This window comes from Noviherbaspirillum sp. L7-7A (assembly GCF_019052805.1).
Classification (GTDB): Bacteria; Pseudomonadota; Gammaproteobacteria; order Burkholderiales; family Burkholderiaceae_D; genus Noviherbaspirillum_A.
Genome location: NZ_JAHQRJ010000001.1, coordinates 3,777,136 through 3,794,953, shown reverse-complemented (window position 1 = coordinate 3,794,953; position 17,818 = coordinate 3,777,136). Strand labels below are relative to the sequence as shown.

The window sequence follows — 17,818 nt, the reverse complement described above, 5'->3', positions numbered from 1 at the left end:
TCGCTTCGTACCCTACCCGGCATACACCAGATCTGACTTTGGCTCCTACATGCCACAGGTCTGGAGCTCAAACACTTCCGCAGGGCATCAAGCCGCCGGCATCCACGGCAGCCTGCCGATTCACAGCCAGCACCCGCTGGTCGAAGCCTTGTCCCCGGGTCTTCAGGTTGCGTTCCTGTTGCGAGCGGTGAAAGCGCAGCAGCTGCGCTTTCCATGCGGCGTCTTCTTCGCCGACGTACATATATAGGTCCGCCCGTATAGAGACGGTCTTTGCATCGAGGTTCAGATAGGTATCAACCCGCAAGCCGTCTTCAATGGCGATGGCATGGAAGGTTTCGTAGGTGCGACGATGGGTGCGGTTGGTGTCGTCGCCATGCGGCAGAAAGACGAAACCCGGGCGCCTGGCATGCAGGTAGGCCCGCAACGCTTCCCATCCCGCCTGCTCGTTATGCTGTTCGTCCTCGCCTTCTCACAGGCGCATGAACACCAAGCGGTCCATGGACAGGCCGAAAAAGGCGCAGGTCGCCCGTTGCTCCGCTTCGCGCAACGCGCCCTTTTCCAAAGCCCCGTGCGCGCCCCGCCACCCGTCCTCGATGCCGTTCGCGCCGGAAGTCAGGACAGCCAAGTGGATTTCATGTCCCTTCCGATGCAGGTGCCGCAGCGTGATGGCAATGGCGTCGAAGTCGTCCCGATGGGGTGCGAGCACGGCGATGCGGGATCTTATGGGCAGGACGGGTAGGCAGCAGCAAGGGGCGATGTTGGGAAATACGGCGAAGGGAGGCTTGTACATGAGCTTCGCGGCAGAGTGAGGCCATCCGATGGCGGCAGGAAAAGCTGGCCGGCTGCAAGGCCCATGTTGCCCCAGCCGTGCCGGTTTTGCGGGGCGCTTTACCACCCCACGTTGTATTCACTGCGTCAAGCGCAACACATGCTTGACCTTGCCAGTCGCCAACCGGATGCCGGGAGGCCATGCATGCGCCTGATGCCATCTCGAGCGGACTCTTTCTTATGCCAGCCTGCACAAGGGACAAAACCCTAACGTTTCGGTTGGAGGAACTGTGCGTAGCAAATGCATGTTTAAGCCAGCGACATTCAGCTTTTATTTGAATCCCAACCGGATGGCGCGGCATCGACTGGCGCTAGCGGGCCAACATCTCGCCAACAACATCTCGGCAAAAAATATTCTTTGTGGAAACTTAAAGCTTAGATATCATTGTTTCCACCGACCCAATTACTCAATTAACTACATTCTTAATAAAATATGCAATCTTCGAAAAAATTCGATCATCATCGAATTGATGTTTTGGACTACGCTCGGTTTGCCGCTGCGCTTTCCGTCATGCTTTTCCATTATTCCTATATTGGCATCAAGTACGGAACCGTGGGATCGTTTTCCTATATGGGGAAAATTACAGACATTGGTAGGTATGGTTACTTGGGGGTGGAGTTTTTTTTCATCATTAGCGGTTTTGTCATCTTTATCTCATCGAGCGGACGAACCGCTTCCCAATTCTTGATTGCGCGTGCATTACGGTTGTACCCAGCTTATATATGTTGTGTTCTCTTGACCGGCTCAGTTCTATTCATATTTGGCAATCCAGAAAGTCCCGTGAGCCTGCGTCAAATCATAGCCAATTTCTCCATGCTAGCGCCTGCCTTCGGCCAAAAACACCTGGACGCCAGTTATTGGACCCTTGGTGTTGAATTAAAATTTTATGCTGCCATCTTTTTCATTATGCTGCTTGGTTTTTCCAGGAATCTTGAAAAACTTTTCTTGGCATGGGGAATCGTCATACTGGCAGCCGCAATTGGAAATTTTACCGCCTTCCCTGCCTTGAGCGGATACTGCAGTTACTTTTGTGCCGGCGCCTTATTTGCTGTGAGAATGAAAAAGAAAAGCTGGCCACTTAATGTGCTAATAGTTGCGTGCCTGTACTATTCCATCAATTTTTCCTGCATCGAAAGCCCGCAAATAAAAGAGATGCAACTTCTATCCCCCGAAATTATTGCAGTAATTGTATGCGTCTTTTACTTATTTTTCTGGGCCATTAGCTCTGGAAAATTTTACGGACTCAATTTGCCAGCCGCAAAAGAAGTAGGAATGATTACATACCCGTTATATCTTGTTCACCAATCAATTGGATACGTCATTATGTCCCAATTCGCCACAGAAGAAAATAAAATTTTGATGATTTTCATTACCATGTTAACAATGATTTTATTGGCATTCGCAGTTCATCATTACTCTGAAGTCAAGCCGTCTATATTCTGGAAATCCTGTTTTCAAGCTTTTTTGGGTCAGCCCGTGACATGGTGCGAAACATGGATAAGTAAAGCTAGAATAAAGTTAAGAAATTTGGCTGTGCATAATTAGGCACAAGGATTTTTCAATTAATCGGTACACGATCGATTCAGGCTTTATTGTCCAAAATCTGAAATCCTAATTTCTCAACCCTGTTACCGTGAAAAAATGCGTTCAGACCACACTTTTTTGTTCAAGCGACTGTTTGCCGACGGTGTCGGTCATTGCTGCAATCTGTTCGACAAGCCAGCATTTCTATATATGTTCCTGAATTTTTCCGAAAAATAGATGACGATTACTTATGAATGCTGCTTAGATGGCGCTGAATCGAAAGCGTATTTCAATCTGATGCAAACATAGGCTCTCTCTAAAGCCTGATGACAGCAAATTGAAATTTAAACGACAAGCCCATGTCGCGCTATGAAGCCTCCTGAGAAAATGCCCTTTAAAACAAAGTAATTTTATAAATAAAAGGAGCTAGAACAGTTCCTGACGCTTTACGAAAGGGCAAGTGTTGCGTGCCATGGCTTTTTCATTCGGCGCAGACGCGGCGTGAATACGCACTTCAGCAACGGCCGAATGCCACTGGGTCAGTCCATGCACCGCGTTTGTAGCCAGCAATATAGATAGCAGCCCAGTGCCAAGTATCTTGCTGTACTTATCCAGCCTACTAACGCCGAGTCCCAGAATCATCAGGAGAAAAGGGAGGAAACTACCGGAATAAACAAAGGTTTCAGATCCATAAACCAAATGAAGCAGGACCAGGAAAACTACGGACCCTACAACGGTGTACGAGACCCTATCAATAGGTGACTGTGCCAGTAAGGTGCCCATCATGCGGCCTTGCTTTTTGATAGAACATAGCATAGTAGTGAAAATGGTCACCAAGCCGGCCAGAAGAAAGGTGCTCAACAAGAAGAGCGCTGTTACTGCCAACAATGAATCACGCTTCCAAACAGCCTGTTGGACAGTTAAAAAAGCCTCCTTGCCAGGCATATTAACAAGTTGAAATTCAGGGAATACCAGGCTGCCGAAGAAAAATAACGCCAGCACTTGGCGAAGCCGTTCCAAAGAGATGGATACAAAGAAGCTTGCCTCTCCCTGAACGGCGGAAGGAAGGAAAAAAATTCCAGAAAATGGAAACAACAGTCGTTGAGTCACAGCAAGAACAGACACCACCGCAATCGCCATAGCCGATAGAATTAAAGCACGCTTGATGCCGCACGATTGTACTGCTGCCCATCCTGCTATTGCTATGTTTGTCACAGTGACTGAAAAAGCGATGGCAATCGTCATCACCCATTGCATGGCAATTCCGGATTTTTTCTGGCGTAGTGTCGTTATAAAAAGTACGATGCTAAATGCAGCAAATGAATAGGCATAGCTTTCTGGAATGCTGAACCAAGCGAGTGACGCCGCCCCGCTCAATCCAAGAGCAACTATAAGAAAAGCGTTGATTTCGGATATTTTCGCATTGCGCAGTGCATTGAACAAAAACACGGCCCCAATGGCTACAATTAGGGAAAGCTGGATACGGATTGCTTGGATAATCTCTATGCCGAAAAATTTCAGAGCATTAGGCAGTGGGTAGGTCATCAGGGAAAACAAGGGATGAACTTTATTTCTCCAATGGTCGTTTGCAATGCGATCAACAGCTTGGCATATATAGCGCGGCACATCGGCATCAAACCAAAAATTATCAAGGCTTATACCAAACTGACGTGGCGAAAGAATATTGGATAAGTAGTATATCCATAAAAATGACGCAATGAATACACCGAAGTCGTAAAAGCGCGATTGCTTTGGCAGTGTCAGACCAACATCGGATCCCAGAACAGTATTCAATTGATTCTCAATTTATTTTTCAGGAAAGATTCAAGGCATGCTTCTTATGAAAACCGCCTTCATACGGACCGGCACTGTATCAAGCATGCTTCTCTATGACTTCGCAACCATCCATACACCTGCGCAAATCAAGATCACGCCGCCGGCACGTAGGGGACCGACTTGCTCTCCTATAAAAAGTCCTATCAATGCAGTCATCGCAAACCCTATACCTACAAAGGGATACGCCTTGCTGACATCCCACCGGGAAAGTACGGAGAGCCAGACCACAGCACCGAGGCCATAAAACACAAACCCGCTTATGACATAAGGTTGTGTAAAAATTGCAAGCAGCGTCGACATGCCGGAAAAAGTTGCTGAAGCTGTCTTTACGGAGCTACTGCCCATACCAGCCTTGAGTAAAAATTGCGCAGTCACAGAAAAGCAAATGCTTATAACAGCCAGGATCAGAGGATTCATCAACTTTTCTTATCCTAGAAGCCGTGCGAGCAAGGTTAAACCGATCATCATCAACAGCGTGGCCTGGCTACCGAAATCCCTTGCAGCGAACACAATTGGATCGTCATGCATTTCTCCCCGCGCTGTTTTAATCCATAGACGTGCATTCCAGTAAAGCAAACCTAGGCCTACGAGCCAAAGCAAATCCGCGTTGGCATATGCCGACTTGGTTTGTGGCGCACCGATATAAAGCCCAAACACGACTACGGAGCAAAGACTCGCCGCGATACCAAGAGGCCAAAGCACAGCCAAATCCTCCACTTGATAGTCCCTCCCCTCAGTATTCTTCTTCTGCGCCATTTGGAGCGACTTTAGCTCCGCACACCGTTTAATAAGGGCAAGACCAAAAAACATAAAGATGCTGAAAGCGAGCAGCCACTGTGTAATGTGGATTTCAGTTGCTATAGAGCCTGCTAGGACGCGGAACGTGTATAAGACTGCTAACATCAACACATCAATCAGTACATAATGTTTCAACGTCCAGCTATACAACGTAGTTAGGACGATATATCCCACTACCATGCTAGCAAATGCATAAGAGACAAAGCAGGCCAAGACCAATGAGGTCAAGAAGAGCCCACCTGCAACTATAACGCCCTGAAAAATAGGTACATGAGCGCTGGCAAAAGGCCGATAACGCTTTCTTGGGTGTTTACGGTCGCTTTCTAAATCCCACAGATCGTTAAAGATATAAGTGGCAGATGCAGCAAATGAGAAACTGGCAAATGCAATTAGCGCAGCCGAGATTTTTAAAGCATCGTCGAAGGCAAAAGAGGCGAGGATAGGTATGAATAAGAGTAGGTTTTTCAACCACTGGTGCACTCGGAGCGCGCGTAGCCAGATGACTACCCCAGCCTTTCGGTTATGGAATTCGATCTCTACTTTCCCGCTTTCACGCACTTCACGGCTTATAGCCTGGGACGCACCGACCAGAACCGCGGTTTCAGCTGCTCGCCAGATAGGTAAATCTGCTGAGCTATCGCCCGCATAGCTAAAACGCGAGCCGATCTGCTTTTGGATTTCTTGAAGCTTTGCGGTCCCTTTTAAATTGCTCCCACTGTCAGTTGAAATTACCTTATGAAAAAATCCCAGATGGTGCGCAGCATCTTGCGCTATTGTTCGATGTGCCGCCGTTGCGAGGACCAATGTTCGGCCATTATTATGCTGTTCACGCAACCAGGTTAGAAAATCTTCTCGCCACGGTATAGTTTTGATCGAAAAGTTAGTTCTGCAAGCAACCCGACGTTTAAACTCCGCGCGCCCAGTGAAAAGCCAAAGGAGTACAACAAAAATATTGAGGGGGTTTTTTTTGAGTAGCGAGAAAATGGATTCCACTAAAGTGTCCGTTGGAGTTAGCGTGCCATCCAAGTCCACTACCAGAGGAATAGACAGTGCCACTTCAGCCAAAGAAATTTTATTCATAGTGACATTCTAGAGATTCATTACGTAGCAGTACCAGAAAAGAGGAGCAAGCAACTGATTTGGATATGTGATTGCAATGGCCGCGTTCGTACGATCTGCTCAGTGCTTCATCAATATGTGACAGTTAAACTGTTGAACACAATTTTTGATGCAGATTCAAAGGTCAGTTTGATTTGTTCTATGAATCGAAGCATGGCGGAATGTAGAAAGATGCATGCTAGTCGTCGGAACATACTCCATCGGCTACGCCCCGTCGTTTCCCGGATGAAATTATAACTATAAATCTGTAAATATTTCAAATTTGAAACAAAAAATAAATTTTTTTGTTACACTCAGGGGAATTTCCGCCGCTCTTGAGAATTAATACGGACGCGTGTCCTCTCATGTGCAGAGTGCAGACGATGATTGGATGGCTTGTTTTAAAAAGCATGGGGTTGCTTATAGGGTCTCTAACTTTTTAGGCGAACTGTAACTGTATGATGTTGGTGCATCGTGTTGCTACCATGCGTTATGCAATAGAAACTGTGTTTCATGGGTGGCGCACTGTTACGCACTCTAAGTGACGACTTGTCGCTACTGAAGTACTCCCCTGATTCCCCGGACCGTCGGTATTCCTTAAACTAACGACTAGGAATACTGCTATGGATATGCCTATGCCTTCGGGAAGAGATCAGCAAGTGGAAGTCATTACCGGGGTCCAGCGGCGCAGACGCTGGACCCCGGAACAGAAGCTCGAATTGATTGAGCGCAGCATGGAACCGGGGATGTCGGTGTCCCTGGTAGCTTGGGAGGCGGGCATCACCGCCAGCCAGCTATTCCAGTGGCGCAAAGTCTATACAGAAGGATTGTTGGTTGCCGTAGGTGCTAATGAGCCCGTCGTGCCAGCATCTGAACTGCAGGATGCAATGAAGCGCTTCAAGCAACTGGAAGCGGCATTGGGACGCAAGACTTTGGAGAATGACATCCTCAAGGAAGCAGTGGACCTTGCCAAAGCAAAAAAGTGGATTGCGCGCTCGCCGCTGTTGCCCGGGGACGACCAATGAGACTGGTGTGTTCGACCCTTGGCGTGGCGCGCAGTCATCTCGTGGCACTACGCAAGCGTTCTGATGACTGGACTGACCGCCGCACGGCACGCAGCCGGATGGATGACACGTCACTGCTGGAAGACGTTCGGCACGTCATTCACGGCCTCGGCACCTATGGCTACCGACGGGTCTGGGGTGTATTGCGACATCAGCATCCCAGGCCGACTGGACAGTCTCCTAACCACAAACAATGGAATGGACTCCTCCTCCCCGCAAGGAGCACGCAAAAGTGTCACACTGGAGTTTCCACACAACCAGTCGAAGACGGAGTCCGATACGAAGCTTATCCGCATTGGCGTCGATTTGGCAAAAAATGTCTTCCAGGTGCATGGTGTGGATCGCTTCGAAAAGCCGGTCTGGCGCAAGAAGCTGAACCGGGCAGACTGGATTAAAGAAGTCGTTGAGCGGATCGAGCCAGGTTGCGAGATCGGCATGGAAGCATGCGCCGGCGCCCACCATTGGGCAAGACAACTGCAGCGGCATGGCTTTCAGGTCAAACTCATTGCGCCCCAGTTCGTCAAACCCTACGTCAAGAGCAACAAGAACGATGCCAATGACGCTGAAGCGATCTGCGAGGCAATGAGTCGGCCGAGCATGCGCTTTGTCGCCGTCAAAATGGTCGAGCAACAGGATATGCAGGCGGTACACCGCATCCGTTCCGAGCTGATCGCGCAGCGCGTTGCCAAAGCTAATCAGACCCGCGGCCTGGTTGCCGAATACGGCTTGGTGGCGCCGCGAGAATTGCTTCAGTTGCGGCAAGCAATCGCCTGCTGGCTGGAAGACATGAACAACGGTCTGACCGAGCGCTTTCGCCGGTTGCTCACAGGTTTGCAATCAGACCTGCGGCAGCTTGATGAAAGAATCAGCGAACTGGACCGCGAGATTGCTCAGATGGCGGCAAGCGACCCGGTGGCAAGGAGATTGCAGCATTTGCGCGGTGTCGGGCCGATTACCGCAACGGCGTTGGTGGCTACCGTTGGCGATGCCAGCCAGTTCGCAAATGGTCGGCAAATGGCGGCATCGTTAGGGTTGACGCCAGCACAAAACAGCTCAGGTGGAAAAGAGCGATTGCTGGGCATCAGCAAGCGCGGTGACGCCTATCTGCGCATGCTGCTTGTGCATGGAGGTAGATCCGTCATGCGCACTGCCGTAACAAAGACGGATCGGCTAAGCCAGTGGATTACACGGATTGCCACGACGCGGCACCATAACGTCGCCGCCGTGGCGATGGCCAATAAAACTGCTCGAATTGCGTGGGCGATGACCAGGAATGGTACCGACTATCAACCGGAAGCGGTGTCAGTATGAGGGAAAACGAGTTATGAGAAGTGGATAGAAGAAGCATCGTTAAAGAAAGAAACGCAGCGAATCACTACCACGATTGCAAAGCAAATCGTTGATGGCAAATAGGTCGAACCGGCGCTGAAAGAACCCGAAATAGACAAAGGCTACAAAGCCCGGACAAATGATAGGGAATCAGCGCGCGAATAGCCCATCATGGTCCAGCTCCGTAGAGGAGCGAGCAGTCAGAGACCGGATATACGTGAGCAGTCGTACCTCAACGCCCAAAACGAATTGTTTGCAAAAAAGGAGGAGTCCATATACGTCTATCGGGTCATGCGGGACCATGGCCTGCTGCTCTACCGTCATGGTCAACGACCTGTCTCTACCCGCAGGCACGATGGCAAGGTAGCCGTCGACAGCAGCAATACCCGCTGATGCTCGGATGGCTTTGAAGTGGCTTGCGACAATGGCGAACGGGTACGGGTAGCCTTTGCGCTGGACTGCTGCGATCGGGAAGTCATGAGCTGGGTGGCAACGACAAAAGGCATTGACGCCGGGCTGGTGGGCGACTTGATGATGCAAGCGGTCGAGTCTCGATTTGGTCCAAACAACACGACGCCATCGGAGATCGAATGGCTGACCGACAATGGCAGTTGCTATACCGCTGCCGAGACCCGATTGTTTGCGCTTGCACTGGGTCTCAAGCCGGTGACCACGCCGGTTTCAAGCCCACAGAGCAACGGGATGGCCGAGGGTCTGGTCAAAACCATTAAGCGCGACTAAGCCAGGCTGGCATTACGCCCGGATGCCGGAACTGTGATGCGACATTTGGTGGACTGGTTTGAGCACTACAATACGAAGCACCCGCATAGCGCGCTAAAGTACCTGCCGCCACGCATGTTTAGAGAAAAACAGGCTTCGAGCAACTAACGCCGGTAGTACGGGAATATAGGGGCGAGACCATTCGGAACGGATATTAATACAAGCGAATCCGAAGGGCCTGTCGTCCAAGGCAATCTTGGTGACATCTTTCGCATGCTTCAAAAGCGTTTGTTCGCCCCATTGCCGTACTGGCATTGGATTAAGCAGGCCGAGGATCACAGGCTTGATGAAAACAACAGGATCGTTAGCGAGTCTGTACAAGAGTTCATCCGCTTGGCAAGAGACCGGATGAATAACAGTCCGGCCTTGTTCGATCAGCCTAGCAATTTATTGGAAGCAATGATTGCGGCGCGCGATGAAAATGAATCTATTTTCTTGGACTCCGAATTGGCCGGCAATATAGTCACGCTCCTTCTGGCCGGCGAAAATACCACGGCGCACTCACTTGCCTGGTTTATCTACCTCGCTCATCAGTCTCCAGACGTGTTGCTACGTATCCGTGAGGAAGTCGACAGGATCATAGGTAAAGATGCCGTGTCCACTCGCCATGAGCAACTTGGCGAACTGGACTTTATCGAAGCCTGCATTAATGAATCGATGCGACTCCGGCCTTCCGCACCTCTCGTCGGCGTAGAGGCAAATCACGACACAGTTGTCGCCGACGTCGCCATACCGAAGGGCACGATGATTTTGTTGCTAACGCGTGTGGGCGCATTGAAAGAAATGCATTTCGCGAACCCTTGCGCATTTCGCCCGGACCGCTGGATGACCAGCGTATCCGAGTCCATACATCGCAAGGCATGCATGCCTTTTGGCGCTGGTCCGCGTTTGTGTCCAGGCCGCTTTCTCGCTATTGAAGAAATGAAGATGGTGATTACCATATTAGTAAAAAACTTCGATATCAGTGCCCTCGATACACCCGACGGCAAATCGGTCCAAAAACGACTGACATTCACAATGGCGCCCGTTGGGTTACAACTGAAACTTCGGCGTCGGTAAAGATAATGCTTCCCTGTCCTGGGAGCTGGCGATCAATCTCCATGGATAACATCCCTCAGCCCTTACTGTTGATTCAAAACCTCATGTAGAGGAGCGGTGACCATTTAGCAGTGTTTGTACATATCAATTTCTAGGACGCTTAGATAAGATTGGCGTGAGGCGTAATCATGTTATTTGGTCAGGTCAAGAATTACCCGCAGTAGTGGAAAACATTAGGGCGCGGGTCTAAGCAAGCACCTGGCTACAGCGCTGGTAGGCGGTAGCCAGGTTCAAGGTGCACAAGATCAAGGATTATCATTCCAAGGCGCATCAGTAGAAACTTCGATACGAATCTCTCCTACACGCAGTACTTGGCCGCGCGGAGCATTTTCGCCGCTGACGCGCTCGAAAGAGACAGTAAATTCTTGTAGCTCGGTTGACGAGAATTTCGACAAGACTTCGGTGGCCGGAAATTCCAAGGTGGCTGAACCATGATGTGAAGCGCCAGCAATTTCAAACGGCCCCATCGTCCCAAGCAAATACTTTTCACCACCTCCGGTGGCATCTCCTGAAACAGGTAAGTTGATATAGACCTTGTAGAAATAGCCGCCCTGGGCACCGGCACCGAGCAGTTGCAGATTTTCTAATACGACCTTGACCGACCGCACAGTATCGGGAGCCAATTGAGCAGGCGCACTGAGTGCCGCTGTTACAGCATTCTGCACAACCTGCACATTCGTTCCATTTAAAGGCAAACGCGCACTGACAGAAGCTTCGCTTAAACCCACGCTTGCGACACCACCCAAAGACCGACTGGTCGCAGATATTGCCCTTGCAGCAGTCGCCGGAAAATTTCCGTCAGGCGGTCGAGTAACAAACTGCGGCACTTGTGCTTGTGTGAGCTTAAACGGACTGATCACCTTGGCCGATAGTGGCAACGAAGTTGGCCGGGTATTGTTGGCGTTATCGTAGCCTAGCCAGCTAGGCGTATAGGTTTTGTATCGTTCTATTGTCATGGTCGATCCATATCTGAATGACCCAGCCCAATAAGAATTGCTAGTCGATGAGTTATATGGATTACTTGTATAAGGAACGCGTTTGCCGCCAGAGCGCACCCAGGCATACCACAGCCGGTCAATATTACAATGGTGCAGAAAGAAAATCGGGTCTCTTGGAGAAGTCATGTTTGCCATTTCCCCGCCGATCAAATTGTGCACTGGATTATGGGGTTGGGATTCTATCGACGTCTCGAATGCGTTTGAAGTACCCCGCTGAAAGTTCACGACGGTGGAGGCAAACGGTGCCAGCGTCAGCGCGTTATAGACATTGGTGCCAGTACGCGACACATAAAGCGGATTGCCCGTGGCCGGGTCGGTGAACTCGGCTGGTATTCTGGAGTATTTATAGTAGTCCCAGTACGGCAGCGTCAAAGTCGGATACATCTTGCGCAGTTCTTGCTCAAAGTAATACAGATAACCACGATGCCATGCCAGAAAGTAAGAAGTGCCATGAGGGCAGTAATTGACATGGGCATTGACCCAATAAGTCCACGAGGAAGGACTGCTCGTTGCCGTGCTGGCACGCATTCTTTTTATAGCATCAAGAAACTGCGTATATTGCGTTGTGGTCTTGAATTGCTGCCATTCAAGACGAATGCGGGTAGTTTGACCAAGCACGAGGCTTGGAAAGGATATGAGTGCTGCAGCTGAAGTAAAACTCTTGACGAAATTACGCCGGTTAATATGCAGAGAGGACATTTGCAACTCCAAGACCAATTGAGCAGCTGATGAGATAGGCAAAGCAGTGTCAGCTTAAACCTGCCGGTATTTCAGCTTGCAGACTAGGCATTCGGATTGCACCTCTCTAGTGCGGCATTTCGAAAGTATGAGATAAATCAGTAATTGGTTTTTTGATCTATGGATGATTAAAAATAGGCGACACTGTAGTTAAAACAAATTTGGGATTCCGGGCTACTGCCGCTGTGCTACAGTATTCATTCATAACCCAATAATAAATGATGAATGTAAAAGTGTGTATTTAATTTGCCTTTAACATTTGCTCCGGGCCACAATCCGTTTTTCCAACAACTGATCCAACGCCCATTGTGGCATCGAGAACTTATTTCACTGGTTTTTTTATTGTTCTTATCTCAGCCAATAATGGCCTTCAGCAAGGGTTGATCTTTGGTATGTGTCAAAAAAAACCGAAGCGCTAAGCGCGGCACAAGATGAACTGCTTGTGATTCCCATCCCATCAGTGCAGGATTTCCACCAACACGTTGCGCAAGGTAATAGCGCGTGTAGCTTTGCGTACGGTCTGAATCAGCAAGAAATCCTGTAATCCTGACTTTCAGCCCTGCTTCCTCATAAGCTTCACGAATGGCGCTTGCCTGCCGGCTTACCTTACCTTCGATACGTCCCTTCGGGAACGTCGCCAGATAACCTCCGAATCCGTTGGAAGGGGCCACAAGCCAGAATCTACCATCCGCTTCTTCCACAACAACGCCAGCCGCCGGCATTTTGCCCTGCGGCGGGCAGAATGCCGGCTCTTCAAAACAGCACTGGCCTTCAACGTTATTCCAGGCCTCGTGGGAAGTAGGAACATCATGCCAGTCGTCGAACTTGATGCCGTTGAGCGAACTTGGCATCTGCCCGCCGGGCGTCACTGTTGCAACAGCATCGACCTGATTCCAGCATGCCAGAGGCGTTGCTTTACTAGGGCTTTTCAGCAAAACGGGTTTTCCGTGTTCGTCAGGCAGAGGGTGGTAAACGAGCATGTGTTTCCTCATCGTGATGTCGCTTGTCATCCAGATTGGATTAGGCAGCCGGGTGCAGCATTCCTTTAGTTAGCCGGATAGCGGCCAAACCACTCATTCTTGTCCGCGTCAGGTTCAAAGTCCGGTATATGCACCAAGTCGCATGCCACTGCCTCAATGACCTCCTTCAATTCGAGCGGATCCAGCCACTGCTTTGGAATAGCGGACGCGCCGTGCAACGCGCCCAGCAAGTTGCCCGCAATGGCACCCGTCGAATCACTATCCCCGGTAATGTTGACTGCCATGATGACGCCGTCCTCAAGGCTTTCGGCTATTAACGCACAATAAAGCGAGATGGCCAGAGCTTCTTCGGCTATCCAGCCTTCGCCCAGCATCGGAATGGCTTTCTCTGGCATTTCACCTCGGCGAGCCAAAGCCTTGGCCGCATCCAACGCAAACAATGTCTCCTCATGCTCAGGAAAACTGATGAGAATCTCACGGGTAGTGTCAACCGCTCGTTCTAGTGACTGCCCATCCATGAGTAACGCAATCAATGCAGCGAACACGCCAGCCGATAGATAGCCGGTAGGATGACCATGCGTGAGTTTTGCCGCTAGGCTGCCAAGATTGAACGCCGCCAGTGGGTCGCCCGGATGCAAGATTCCGCAGGGAGCAACCCGCATGATCCCACCGCACCCTTTGCTGTTGTTGCGCTCGCCGCCTTTACGGCCAAGCGCGCTCAGGCACGTATTGCCAGGTGCCCGACGGGAGAAAAGTGCTGACTGCTTTAGAAGCCAGCTGTCAACAGTGCCTTTCCCTTTATCGGCTGCTGATGTTTGGGTATGCAGCCACCGCATGTAGGCATTTCTGAGAATGTCCTTGCTGTTGTCAATGCCATACTTCATTGAATGATGGCGTACACGAAGGCACCCTTCCGCAGTGAATAGCGTCATCTGAGTATCGTCGGTGATTTTGCCGATACCCCCGTATGCGGGTGCATATTGCCGGATGCCTGCCGGACCGAATCGCCGCAGTATTTCAGCACGATCGATGAATTCAACAGGAGCACCAAGTGCGTCGCCTGCAGCGCCACCAAGCAGGCAGCCGATAGCGCGATCGAGCAGGTTATTCTTGTTATGCATGAATCTTTCTCCCTTAATGATATTATGTCACTAAGTTAGCATTGTTAGTGGCGTTATGCAAATAAGTACAACGAAAAAATTATTTCCTCTAGTCACCGCCGATATAGCGCTCTTCACATTGATTGACTGGGAGCTGCACGTGCTGCTGGTAAAAAGGGACAACGATCCTGCGCCAGATAGATGGGCCCTCCCAGGCGGCATTCTGAGACCAGATCTGGACAGCAGCCTGGATGAGACGGCAATGCGTGTCCTTAAAAGCAAAGTCGGGGTCGATGTGCGCTACCTGGAACAGGTAACCACGGTAAGCGGCCCGCATCGCGATCCACGGGGTTGGTCAATTAGCACGGCGTATTACGCGCTGCTGCCCGGAGAGTTGGTTCCCGCGGCGGCTGGCACCTCAGTCAAGGCAATTGGTTGGTGCTCCCCTGTCGATCTGGAAGATCAACTGGCATTCGATCATGGATTTCTTCTCAGTGAGGCACTTGCTCGGCTCAGGCAAAAAGTCCGGCAAGGCGCCTTGCCCCTGCATCTGCTTTCAGACAAATTTACGCTGACTGACCTGCAGCGCGCCTGCGAAGCCGTATTAGGAACCCGGCTCGATAAGGGCGCCTTTCGCCGCCTCATCAAAGACGAGCCCTCGCTGCGTCTGCTACCTGGAAAATTTCTCCGTGGCCCGCAACGGCCAGCACAGCTTTTCGAAGCCGCGCCCGATTTCCGGTTTTAGGCTGTCAGATCGCTTCACGCGTAATGCGTAAGATACCGCGTAAACTGTGTCCGCCGTTCTCAGGGACTATCTCAATCGTGGCCGTGCGGTAGTAGACGCGACGCCTACAAATAATATGATTGCGCCCAAACCAACTTAGCTGTTGGACAAACGAAAACACCCCGAGCCGGGGTGTTTTCATTTGTGAGCAACTTTTTAAAGTTGCCCTTTATATTAGACCTCTAATTAGTTCTTTACGAAGCCTTTGGTCGTGCAAGCGCCACTGTATGTCCAAGTAAGACGAGTACCATCTACAGTCGGGCTCAGAACGCAAGTATCACCAGCTACAATACCTTTGTATGCATTAGGCGTTGCAGTGATCACGCCATCAGCAACAACCAAGCTATTGAATGCTTTTTGGGTCGAAGTCGCAGGAGTAACTGGAAGGTTGGTTGCAGTACCGCCGTTGGTAGCAGCATCCATATCGGCAAGAGCAACACCATTTTGGTAGCCTTCTTCGACAGCGAGCTTGTATGGCGTCATTGCCAAAGTTACTTCAGTATAAGCAGCGCGCATAACGTAGTTCTGATATGCCGGAATCGCAACTGCCGCCAGAATACCGATGATTGCTACAACGATCATCAGTTCGATCAGGGTAAAACCTTGTTGTGCTTGTTGCTTGTATTGAGCGAATTTCATATTGGCCTCTCAGGTAAGTAAGTGAAACAAGTTAATCTGTTGAACCCACTTTCTCATGAGCAACAAGCGTGCCAAGCAGAAACATTCCAAAACCGCTCGAGCAAGCTTGGTTATTTAGCAAGCATGACACCCTTAGCAGGGTCGTCAATCAATTCTGAGACCCCAAAAAGGGGTGTCATGATTACTTGGCACCCCAACCAGAGTGTCATAAGATTCACCCTAAACAAATGTGAGGTTGCCAAATTGGAACTGATTAGCATCGCGTCAGCAATTACCCTAACGGAGTGGAGTGAAAGTACGTTCCGACGTCGAATCGCAGACGGGTCTTTAAAACGAGAAGTTGAAAGCGGGCCAGGGGGACGAGCTATGGTCAGTTTCGATGCCATCAAACCACATGCATGTGTTCCACTTGAAGACGAAGACATTCCACTGATAAAAGATGCCGACAGTGGCAATGCAGAAGCACAAAATGATCTAGCCCTTCTTTTCTTGGAAAACAATAAGCCTCGGAGCGCTATTTACTGGCTTGAACTCGCTGCGAAGCAAGAGTATCCGGATGCTATGCATTGGCTTGGCCGGTGTCATTTAGACGGAAATGGAGTTTTGCAAGACGACAATCTTGGAATGATGTGGCTGGCCAAGGCTGCAGCCCGAGGCCATGTAATCTCTCAAACGCAGATGCAAGCTATGCGAGACAGCTTTATAAGAGACATTTAGCCACTTCACCTCTGGTAATGGCACATCCGGATAAGCGATCGGATGGAAAATGAACTACAAAGCCCAACAGCCAGCGCAGCTTTTTGAGGCCGCGCCTGACTTCCGGTTTTGAGCGCTTAAATCAGATTCAGGTCCAGCCGCCGCATAAGATTGACGATGTTTCTCCGCAGCTCGCCAGTAGCAAGCGACTCGGTTTCAAGCACATTGAACCGCCTGGAAGGAAGTCTTTGACCAAACAACATCAGACACCGGGCAGCATCGTGACGGCGTGAGCCATAGCCGATCCCTTGTGCTGCCGGCTGCTGCAAATAAGCAGCCTGCGCCCATGCCCTCGTACACGGATAGTCCTCTGGCGGACTGTCGACTAGAGCTGTACGTGAAATTCCCATTTTCGGCAAATAGGGCGTGTGGAAGCTGACGAATTTCAGATCGTACGGAATTTGCAGCCGGACCAAATGAAAATACCTGAGCCGATCCAGCTCGAATGTACCGGCAGGACGTAGCGGCACATCGTGAAGGACTGATTCCATGACAGCGCATTCGATTGTGCTAGCGATGTAATAGGTGTGGACTGGCGTGCCATCTGCCTGGAATAGCGGCGCGAAACGTGACGCTCCATAGCCCTCATTGAAGGTATCCGGTTTTGTGTCGGGATAGTTTTCGGTGGAATAGACGTGAAACCAATCGAGCTTATCCGTATGCAGGACTTCGTCCTCGGTAAATGCCTCGGCGGCGGTAGGCAGGCGCAACAGCGTTGTCATGCGACGTAAGTGCCCTTCCGGGATCGAACCGCCGCCCAGAGTTTGTCGCGTTGGTCCAGTGCGTCTTTCGGTGCAATAACCTGACGTCCGCCTGGAGTATCCGCAGTAAGGTAGCCGTTCGGGAAATGAAACCAGGCAGCGATCTTCCAGGTGTCGGATTCCGCTGCGAACTCCTTCAGAAGATCACCGATGATCGGAAGTGGCCGATATGCCGCGTCGAACTCATACCGGGGATAGTATTCAATGCCGTCGTGGTTGACACTAAAGATCCGTCCCCGTCTCTTCCAATCGCTTGCGGGAAGGGATTTCTGCGCTGGCGGGTTTTCTTGCGCTGCATTGATTTCCGCCGCTGTCAGCCACTCTCCTTCACGGAGCATTTTACGGATCGAGCGCAAGCGATCCATACGTTCTTCAACCAGATAGGCATCAGGTTGAAACGTTCCTATCATGGCTTGGGCTAAACGATCTGCGGAAGCGATGATTGATTCTTGTGATCCTGACCGAGCAAGGATAGCCAGCACCTTTTCTGCTGTTTCCTTCAACGTCGCCTCAACAGCGGGATCAACATTTTCTGGAACAGGTACTTGCAAGCTGATGTTCCGATCAGTTGGTTTATCCTGTGCAACACTCATACTTTGCACCTCCATCGTTGCCAACATTGCAGCGTTTGAAAAAATAATAGCAATATTGGCATATATTTGGATTTTTGACACAGATGGATATGGCATCCTCGGAACAATTTCAT

Annotated in this window: 17 protein-coding genes and 1 pseudogene; 7 read left to right on the top strand and 11 right to left on the bottom strand. The window is 50.3% G+C overall.

What is annotated here, in order from left to right; all coding sequences use genetic code 11:
• Nucleotides 1-67: 67 nt before the first annotated feature.
• Together KTQ42_RS17320 and KTQ42_RS17315 are read right to left on the bottom strand one after the other, a co-directional pair.
• Entirely contained in the window at nt 68-424 is a 357-nt protein-coding gene (locus KTQ42_RS17320) for a hypothetical protein (RefSeq protein WP_217346595.1), read from the bottom strand.
• Between the two features lie 45 nt (nt 425-469).
• Nucleotides 470-790, bottom strand: coding sequence for a PIG-L family deacetylase (locus KTQ42_RS17315; RefSeq protein ID WP_217346594.1), 321 nt, complete (start codon nt 788-790; stop codon nt 470-472).
• A gap of 471 nt (nt 791-1,261) precedes the next feature.
• On the opposite strand from KTQ42_RS17315, the gene KTQ42_RS17310 reads away from it, so the two are divergent.
• The gene (locus KTQ42_RS17310) at nt 1,262-2,374 is read left to right on the top strand and encodes an acyltransferase (RefSeq protein WP_217346593.1); all 1,113 of its coding nucleotides are present in this window, start codon (nt 1,262-1,264) and stop codon (nt 2,372-2,374) included.
• 405 nt (nt 2,375-2,779) lie between these two features.
• Here KTQ42_RS17310 and KTQ42_RS17305 read toward each other — a convergent pair whose 3' ends face one another.
• The 3 genes from KTQ42_RS17305 to KTQ42_RS17295 form a co-directional block, all read right to left on the bottom strand.
• Complete coding sequence (locus KTQ42_RS17305) at nt 2,780-4,147, bottom strand: hypothetical protein (protein WP_217346592.1); 1,368 nt, start codon at nt 4,145-4,147, stop codon at nt 2,780-2,782.
• A gap of 93 nt (nt 4,148-4,240) precedes the next feature.
• Complete coding sequence (locus KTQ42_RS17300; RefSeq protein ID WP_217346591.1) at nt 4,241-4,606, bottom strand: hypothetical protein; 366 nt, start codon at nt 4,604-4,606, stop codon at nt 4,241-4,243.
• 9 nt (nt 4,607-4,615) lie between these two features.
• Nucleotides 4,616-6,067: a UbiA family prenyltransferase gene (locus KTQ42_RS17295; RefSeq protein ID WP_217346590.1), complete on the bottom strand. Its 1,452-nt coding sequence runs from the start codon at nt 6,065-6,067 to the stop codon at nt 4,616-4,618.
• A gap of 641 nt (nt 6,068-6,708) precedes the next feature.
• On the opposite strand from KTQ42_RS17295, the gene KTQ42_RS17290 reads away from it, so the two are divergent.
• From KTQ42_RS17290 to KTQ42_RS17270, 4 genes and pseudogenes are all read left to right on the top strand, one after another.
• Entirely contained in the window at nt 6,709-7,110 is a 402-nt protein-coding gene (locus tag KTQ42_RS17290; protein ID WP_217346589.1) for a transposase, read from the top strand.
• A 237-nt stretch (nt 7,111-7,347) separates the two neighbouring features.
• The gene (locus tag KTQ42_RS17285; protein ID WP_249222804.1) at nt 7,348-8,460 is read left to right on the top strand and encodes an IS110 family transposase; all 1,113 of its coding nucleotides are present in this window, start codon (nt 7,348-7,350) and stop codon (nt 8,458-8,460) included.
• Between the two features lie 297 nt (nt 8,461-8,757).
• A pseudogene (locus KTQ42_RS24015) lies at nt 8,758-9,366 on the top strand (DDE-type integrase/transposase/recombinase); the annotation flags it as partial.
• A gap of 18 nt (nt 9,367-9,384) precedes the next feature.
• Entirely contained in the window at nt 9,385-10,317 is a 933-nt protein-coding gene (locus KTQ42_RS17270; protein WP_217347025.1) for a cytochrome P450, read from the top strand.
• Between the two features lie 284 nt (nt 10,318-10,601).
• On the opposite strand, the gene KTQ42_RS17265 is transcribed toward KTQ42_RS17270, so the two are convergent.
• The 3 genes from KTQ42_RS17265 to KTQ42_RS17255 form a co-directional block, all read right to left on the bottom strand.
• A complete protein-coding gene (locus tag KTQ42_RS17265) occupies nt 10,602-12,053 on the bottom strand; it encodes a tyrosinase family protein (protein ID WP_217346586.1) in 1,452 nt (483 codons plus the stop codon).
• A gap of 392 nt (nt 12,054-12,445) precedes the next feature.
• Nucleotides 12,446-13,072 carry an NUDIX hydrolase gene (locus KTQ42_RS17260; RefSeq protein WP_217346585.1) on the bottom strand — a complete coding sequence of 209 codons (627 nt, stop codon included), beginning with the start codon at nt 13,070-13,072 and terminating at the stop codon, nt 12,446-12,448.
• 65 nt (nt 13,073-13,137) lie between these two features.
• Nucleotides 13,138-14,193 carry an ADP-ribosylglycohydrolase family protein gene (locus KTQ42_RS17255; RefSeq protein WP_217346584.1) on the bottom strand — a complete coding sequence of 352 codons (1,056 nt, stop codon included), beginning with the start codon at nt 14,191-14,193 and terminating at the stop codon, nt 13,138-13,140.
• Between the two features lie 55 nt (nt 14,194-14,248).
• Here KTQ42_RS17255 and KTQ42_RS17250 point away from each other — a divergent pair, with 55 nt between their 5' ends.
• Nucleotides 14,249-14,917 carry an NUDIX domain-containing protein gene (locus KTQ42_RS17250; protein WP_217346583.1) on the top strand — a complete coding sequence of 223 codons (669 nt, stop codon included), beginning with the start codon at nt 14,249-14,251 and terminating at the stop codon, nt 14,915-14,917.
• 225 nt (nt 14,918-15,142) lie between these two features.
• Here the strand turns inward: KTQ42_RS17250 and KTQ42_RS17245 are convergent, their stop codons facing one another.
• Nucleotides 15,143-15,595, bottom strand: a complete 453-nt coding sequence (locus tag KTQ42_RS17245; RefSeq protein ID WP_217346582.1) for a prepilin-type N-terminal cleavage/methylation domain-containing protein — start codon at nt 15,593-15,595, stop codon at nt 15,143-15,145.
• A gap of 21 nt (nt 15,596-15,616) precedes the next feature.
• Between KTQ42_RS17245 and KTQ42_RS24375 the strand changes: the two genes are divergently transcribed.
• Entirely contained in the window at nt 15,617-16,312 is a 696-nt protein-coding gene (locus KTQ42_RS24375; protein ID WP_217346581.1) for a tetratricopeptide repeat protein, read from the top strand.
• Nucleotides 16,313-16,428: 116 nt separating this feature from the next.
• Here KTQ42_RS24375 and KTQ42_RS17235 read toward each other — a convergent pair whose 3' ends face one another.
• Together KTQ42_RS17235 and KTQ42_RS17230 are read right to left on the bottom strand one after the other, a co-directional pair.
• Nucleotides 16,429-17,073, bottom strand: coding sequence for an RES family NAD+ phosphorylase (locus tag KTQ42_RS17235; RefSeq protein ID WP_217346580.1), 645 nt, complete (start codon nt 17,071-17,073; stop codon nt 16,429-16,431).
• Nucleotides 17,070-17,786, bottom strand: coding sequence for a hypothetical protein (locus KTQ42_RS17230; protein ID WP_217346579.1), 717 nt, complete (start codon nt 17,784-17,786; stop codon nt 17,070-17,072). The genes KTQ42_RS17235 and KTQ42_RS17230 overlap by 4 nt, the downstream gene beginning before the upstream one ends.
• Nucleotides 17,787-17,818: the final 32 nt, after the last annotated feature.

Coding starts and splice junctions, on each gene's coding strand:
- KTQ42_RS17255 (WP_217346584.1), bottom strand. CDS start 14,193: ATGCATAACAAGAATAACCTGCTCGATCGCGCTATCGGCTGCCTGCTT.
- KTQ42_RS17310 (WP_217346593.1), top strand. CDS start 1,262: ATGCAATCTTCGAAAAAATTCGATCATCATCGAATTGATGTTTTGGAC.
- KTQ42_RS17300 (WP_217346591.1), bottom strand. CDS start 4,606: ATGAATCCTCTGATCCTGGCTGTTATAAGCATTTGCTTTTCTGTGACT.
- KTQ42_RS17285 (WP_249222804.1), top strand. CDS start 7,348: ATGGACTCCTCCTCCCCGCAAGGAGCACGCAAAAGTGTCACACTGGAG.
- KTQ42_RS17260 (WP_217346585.1), bottom strand. CDS start 13,072: ATGCTCGTTTACCACCCTCTGCCTGACGAACACGGAAAACCCGTTTTG.
- KTQ42_RS17315 (WP_217346594.1), bottom strand. CDS start 790: ATGTACAAGCCTCCCTTCGCCGTATTTCCCAACATCGCCCCTTGCTGC.
- KTQ42_RS17245 (WP_217346582.1), bottom strand. CDS start 15,595: ATGAAATTCGCTCAATACAAGCAACAAGCACAACAAGGTTTTACCCTG.
- KTQ42_RS17290 (WP_217346589.1), top strand. CDS start 6,709: ATGGATATGCCTATGCCTTCGGGAAGAGATCAGCAAGTGGAAGTCATT.
- KTQ42_RS17235 (WP_217346580.1), bottom strand. CDS start 17,073: ATGACAACGCTGTTGCGCCTGCCTACCGCCGCCGAGGCATTTACCGAG.
- KTQ42_RS17295 (WP_217346590.1), bottom strand. CDS start 6,067: ATGAATAAAATTTCTTTGGCTGAAGTGGCACTGTCTATTCCTCTGGTA.
- KTQ42_RS17265 (WP_217346586.1), bottom strand. CDS start 12,053: ATGTCCTCTCTGCATATTAACCGGCGTAATTTCGTCAAGAGTTTTACT.
- KTQ42_RS17250 (WP_217346583.1), top strand. CDS start 14,249: ATGCAAATAAGTACAACGAAAAAATTATTTCCTCTAGTCACCGCCGAT.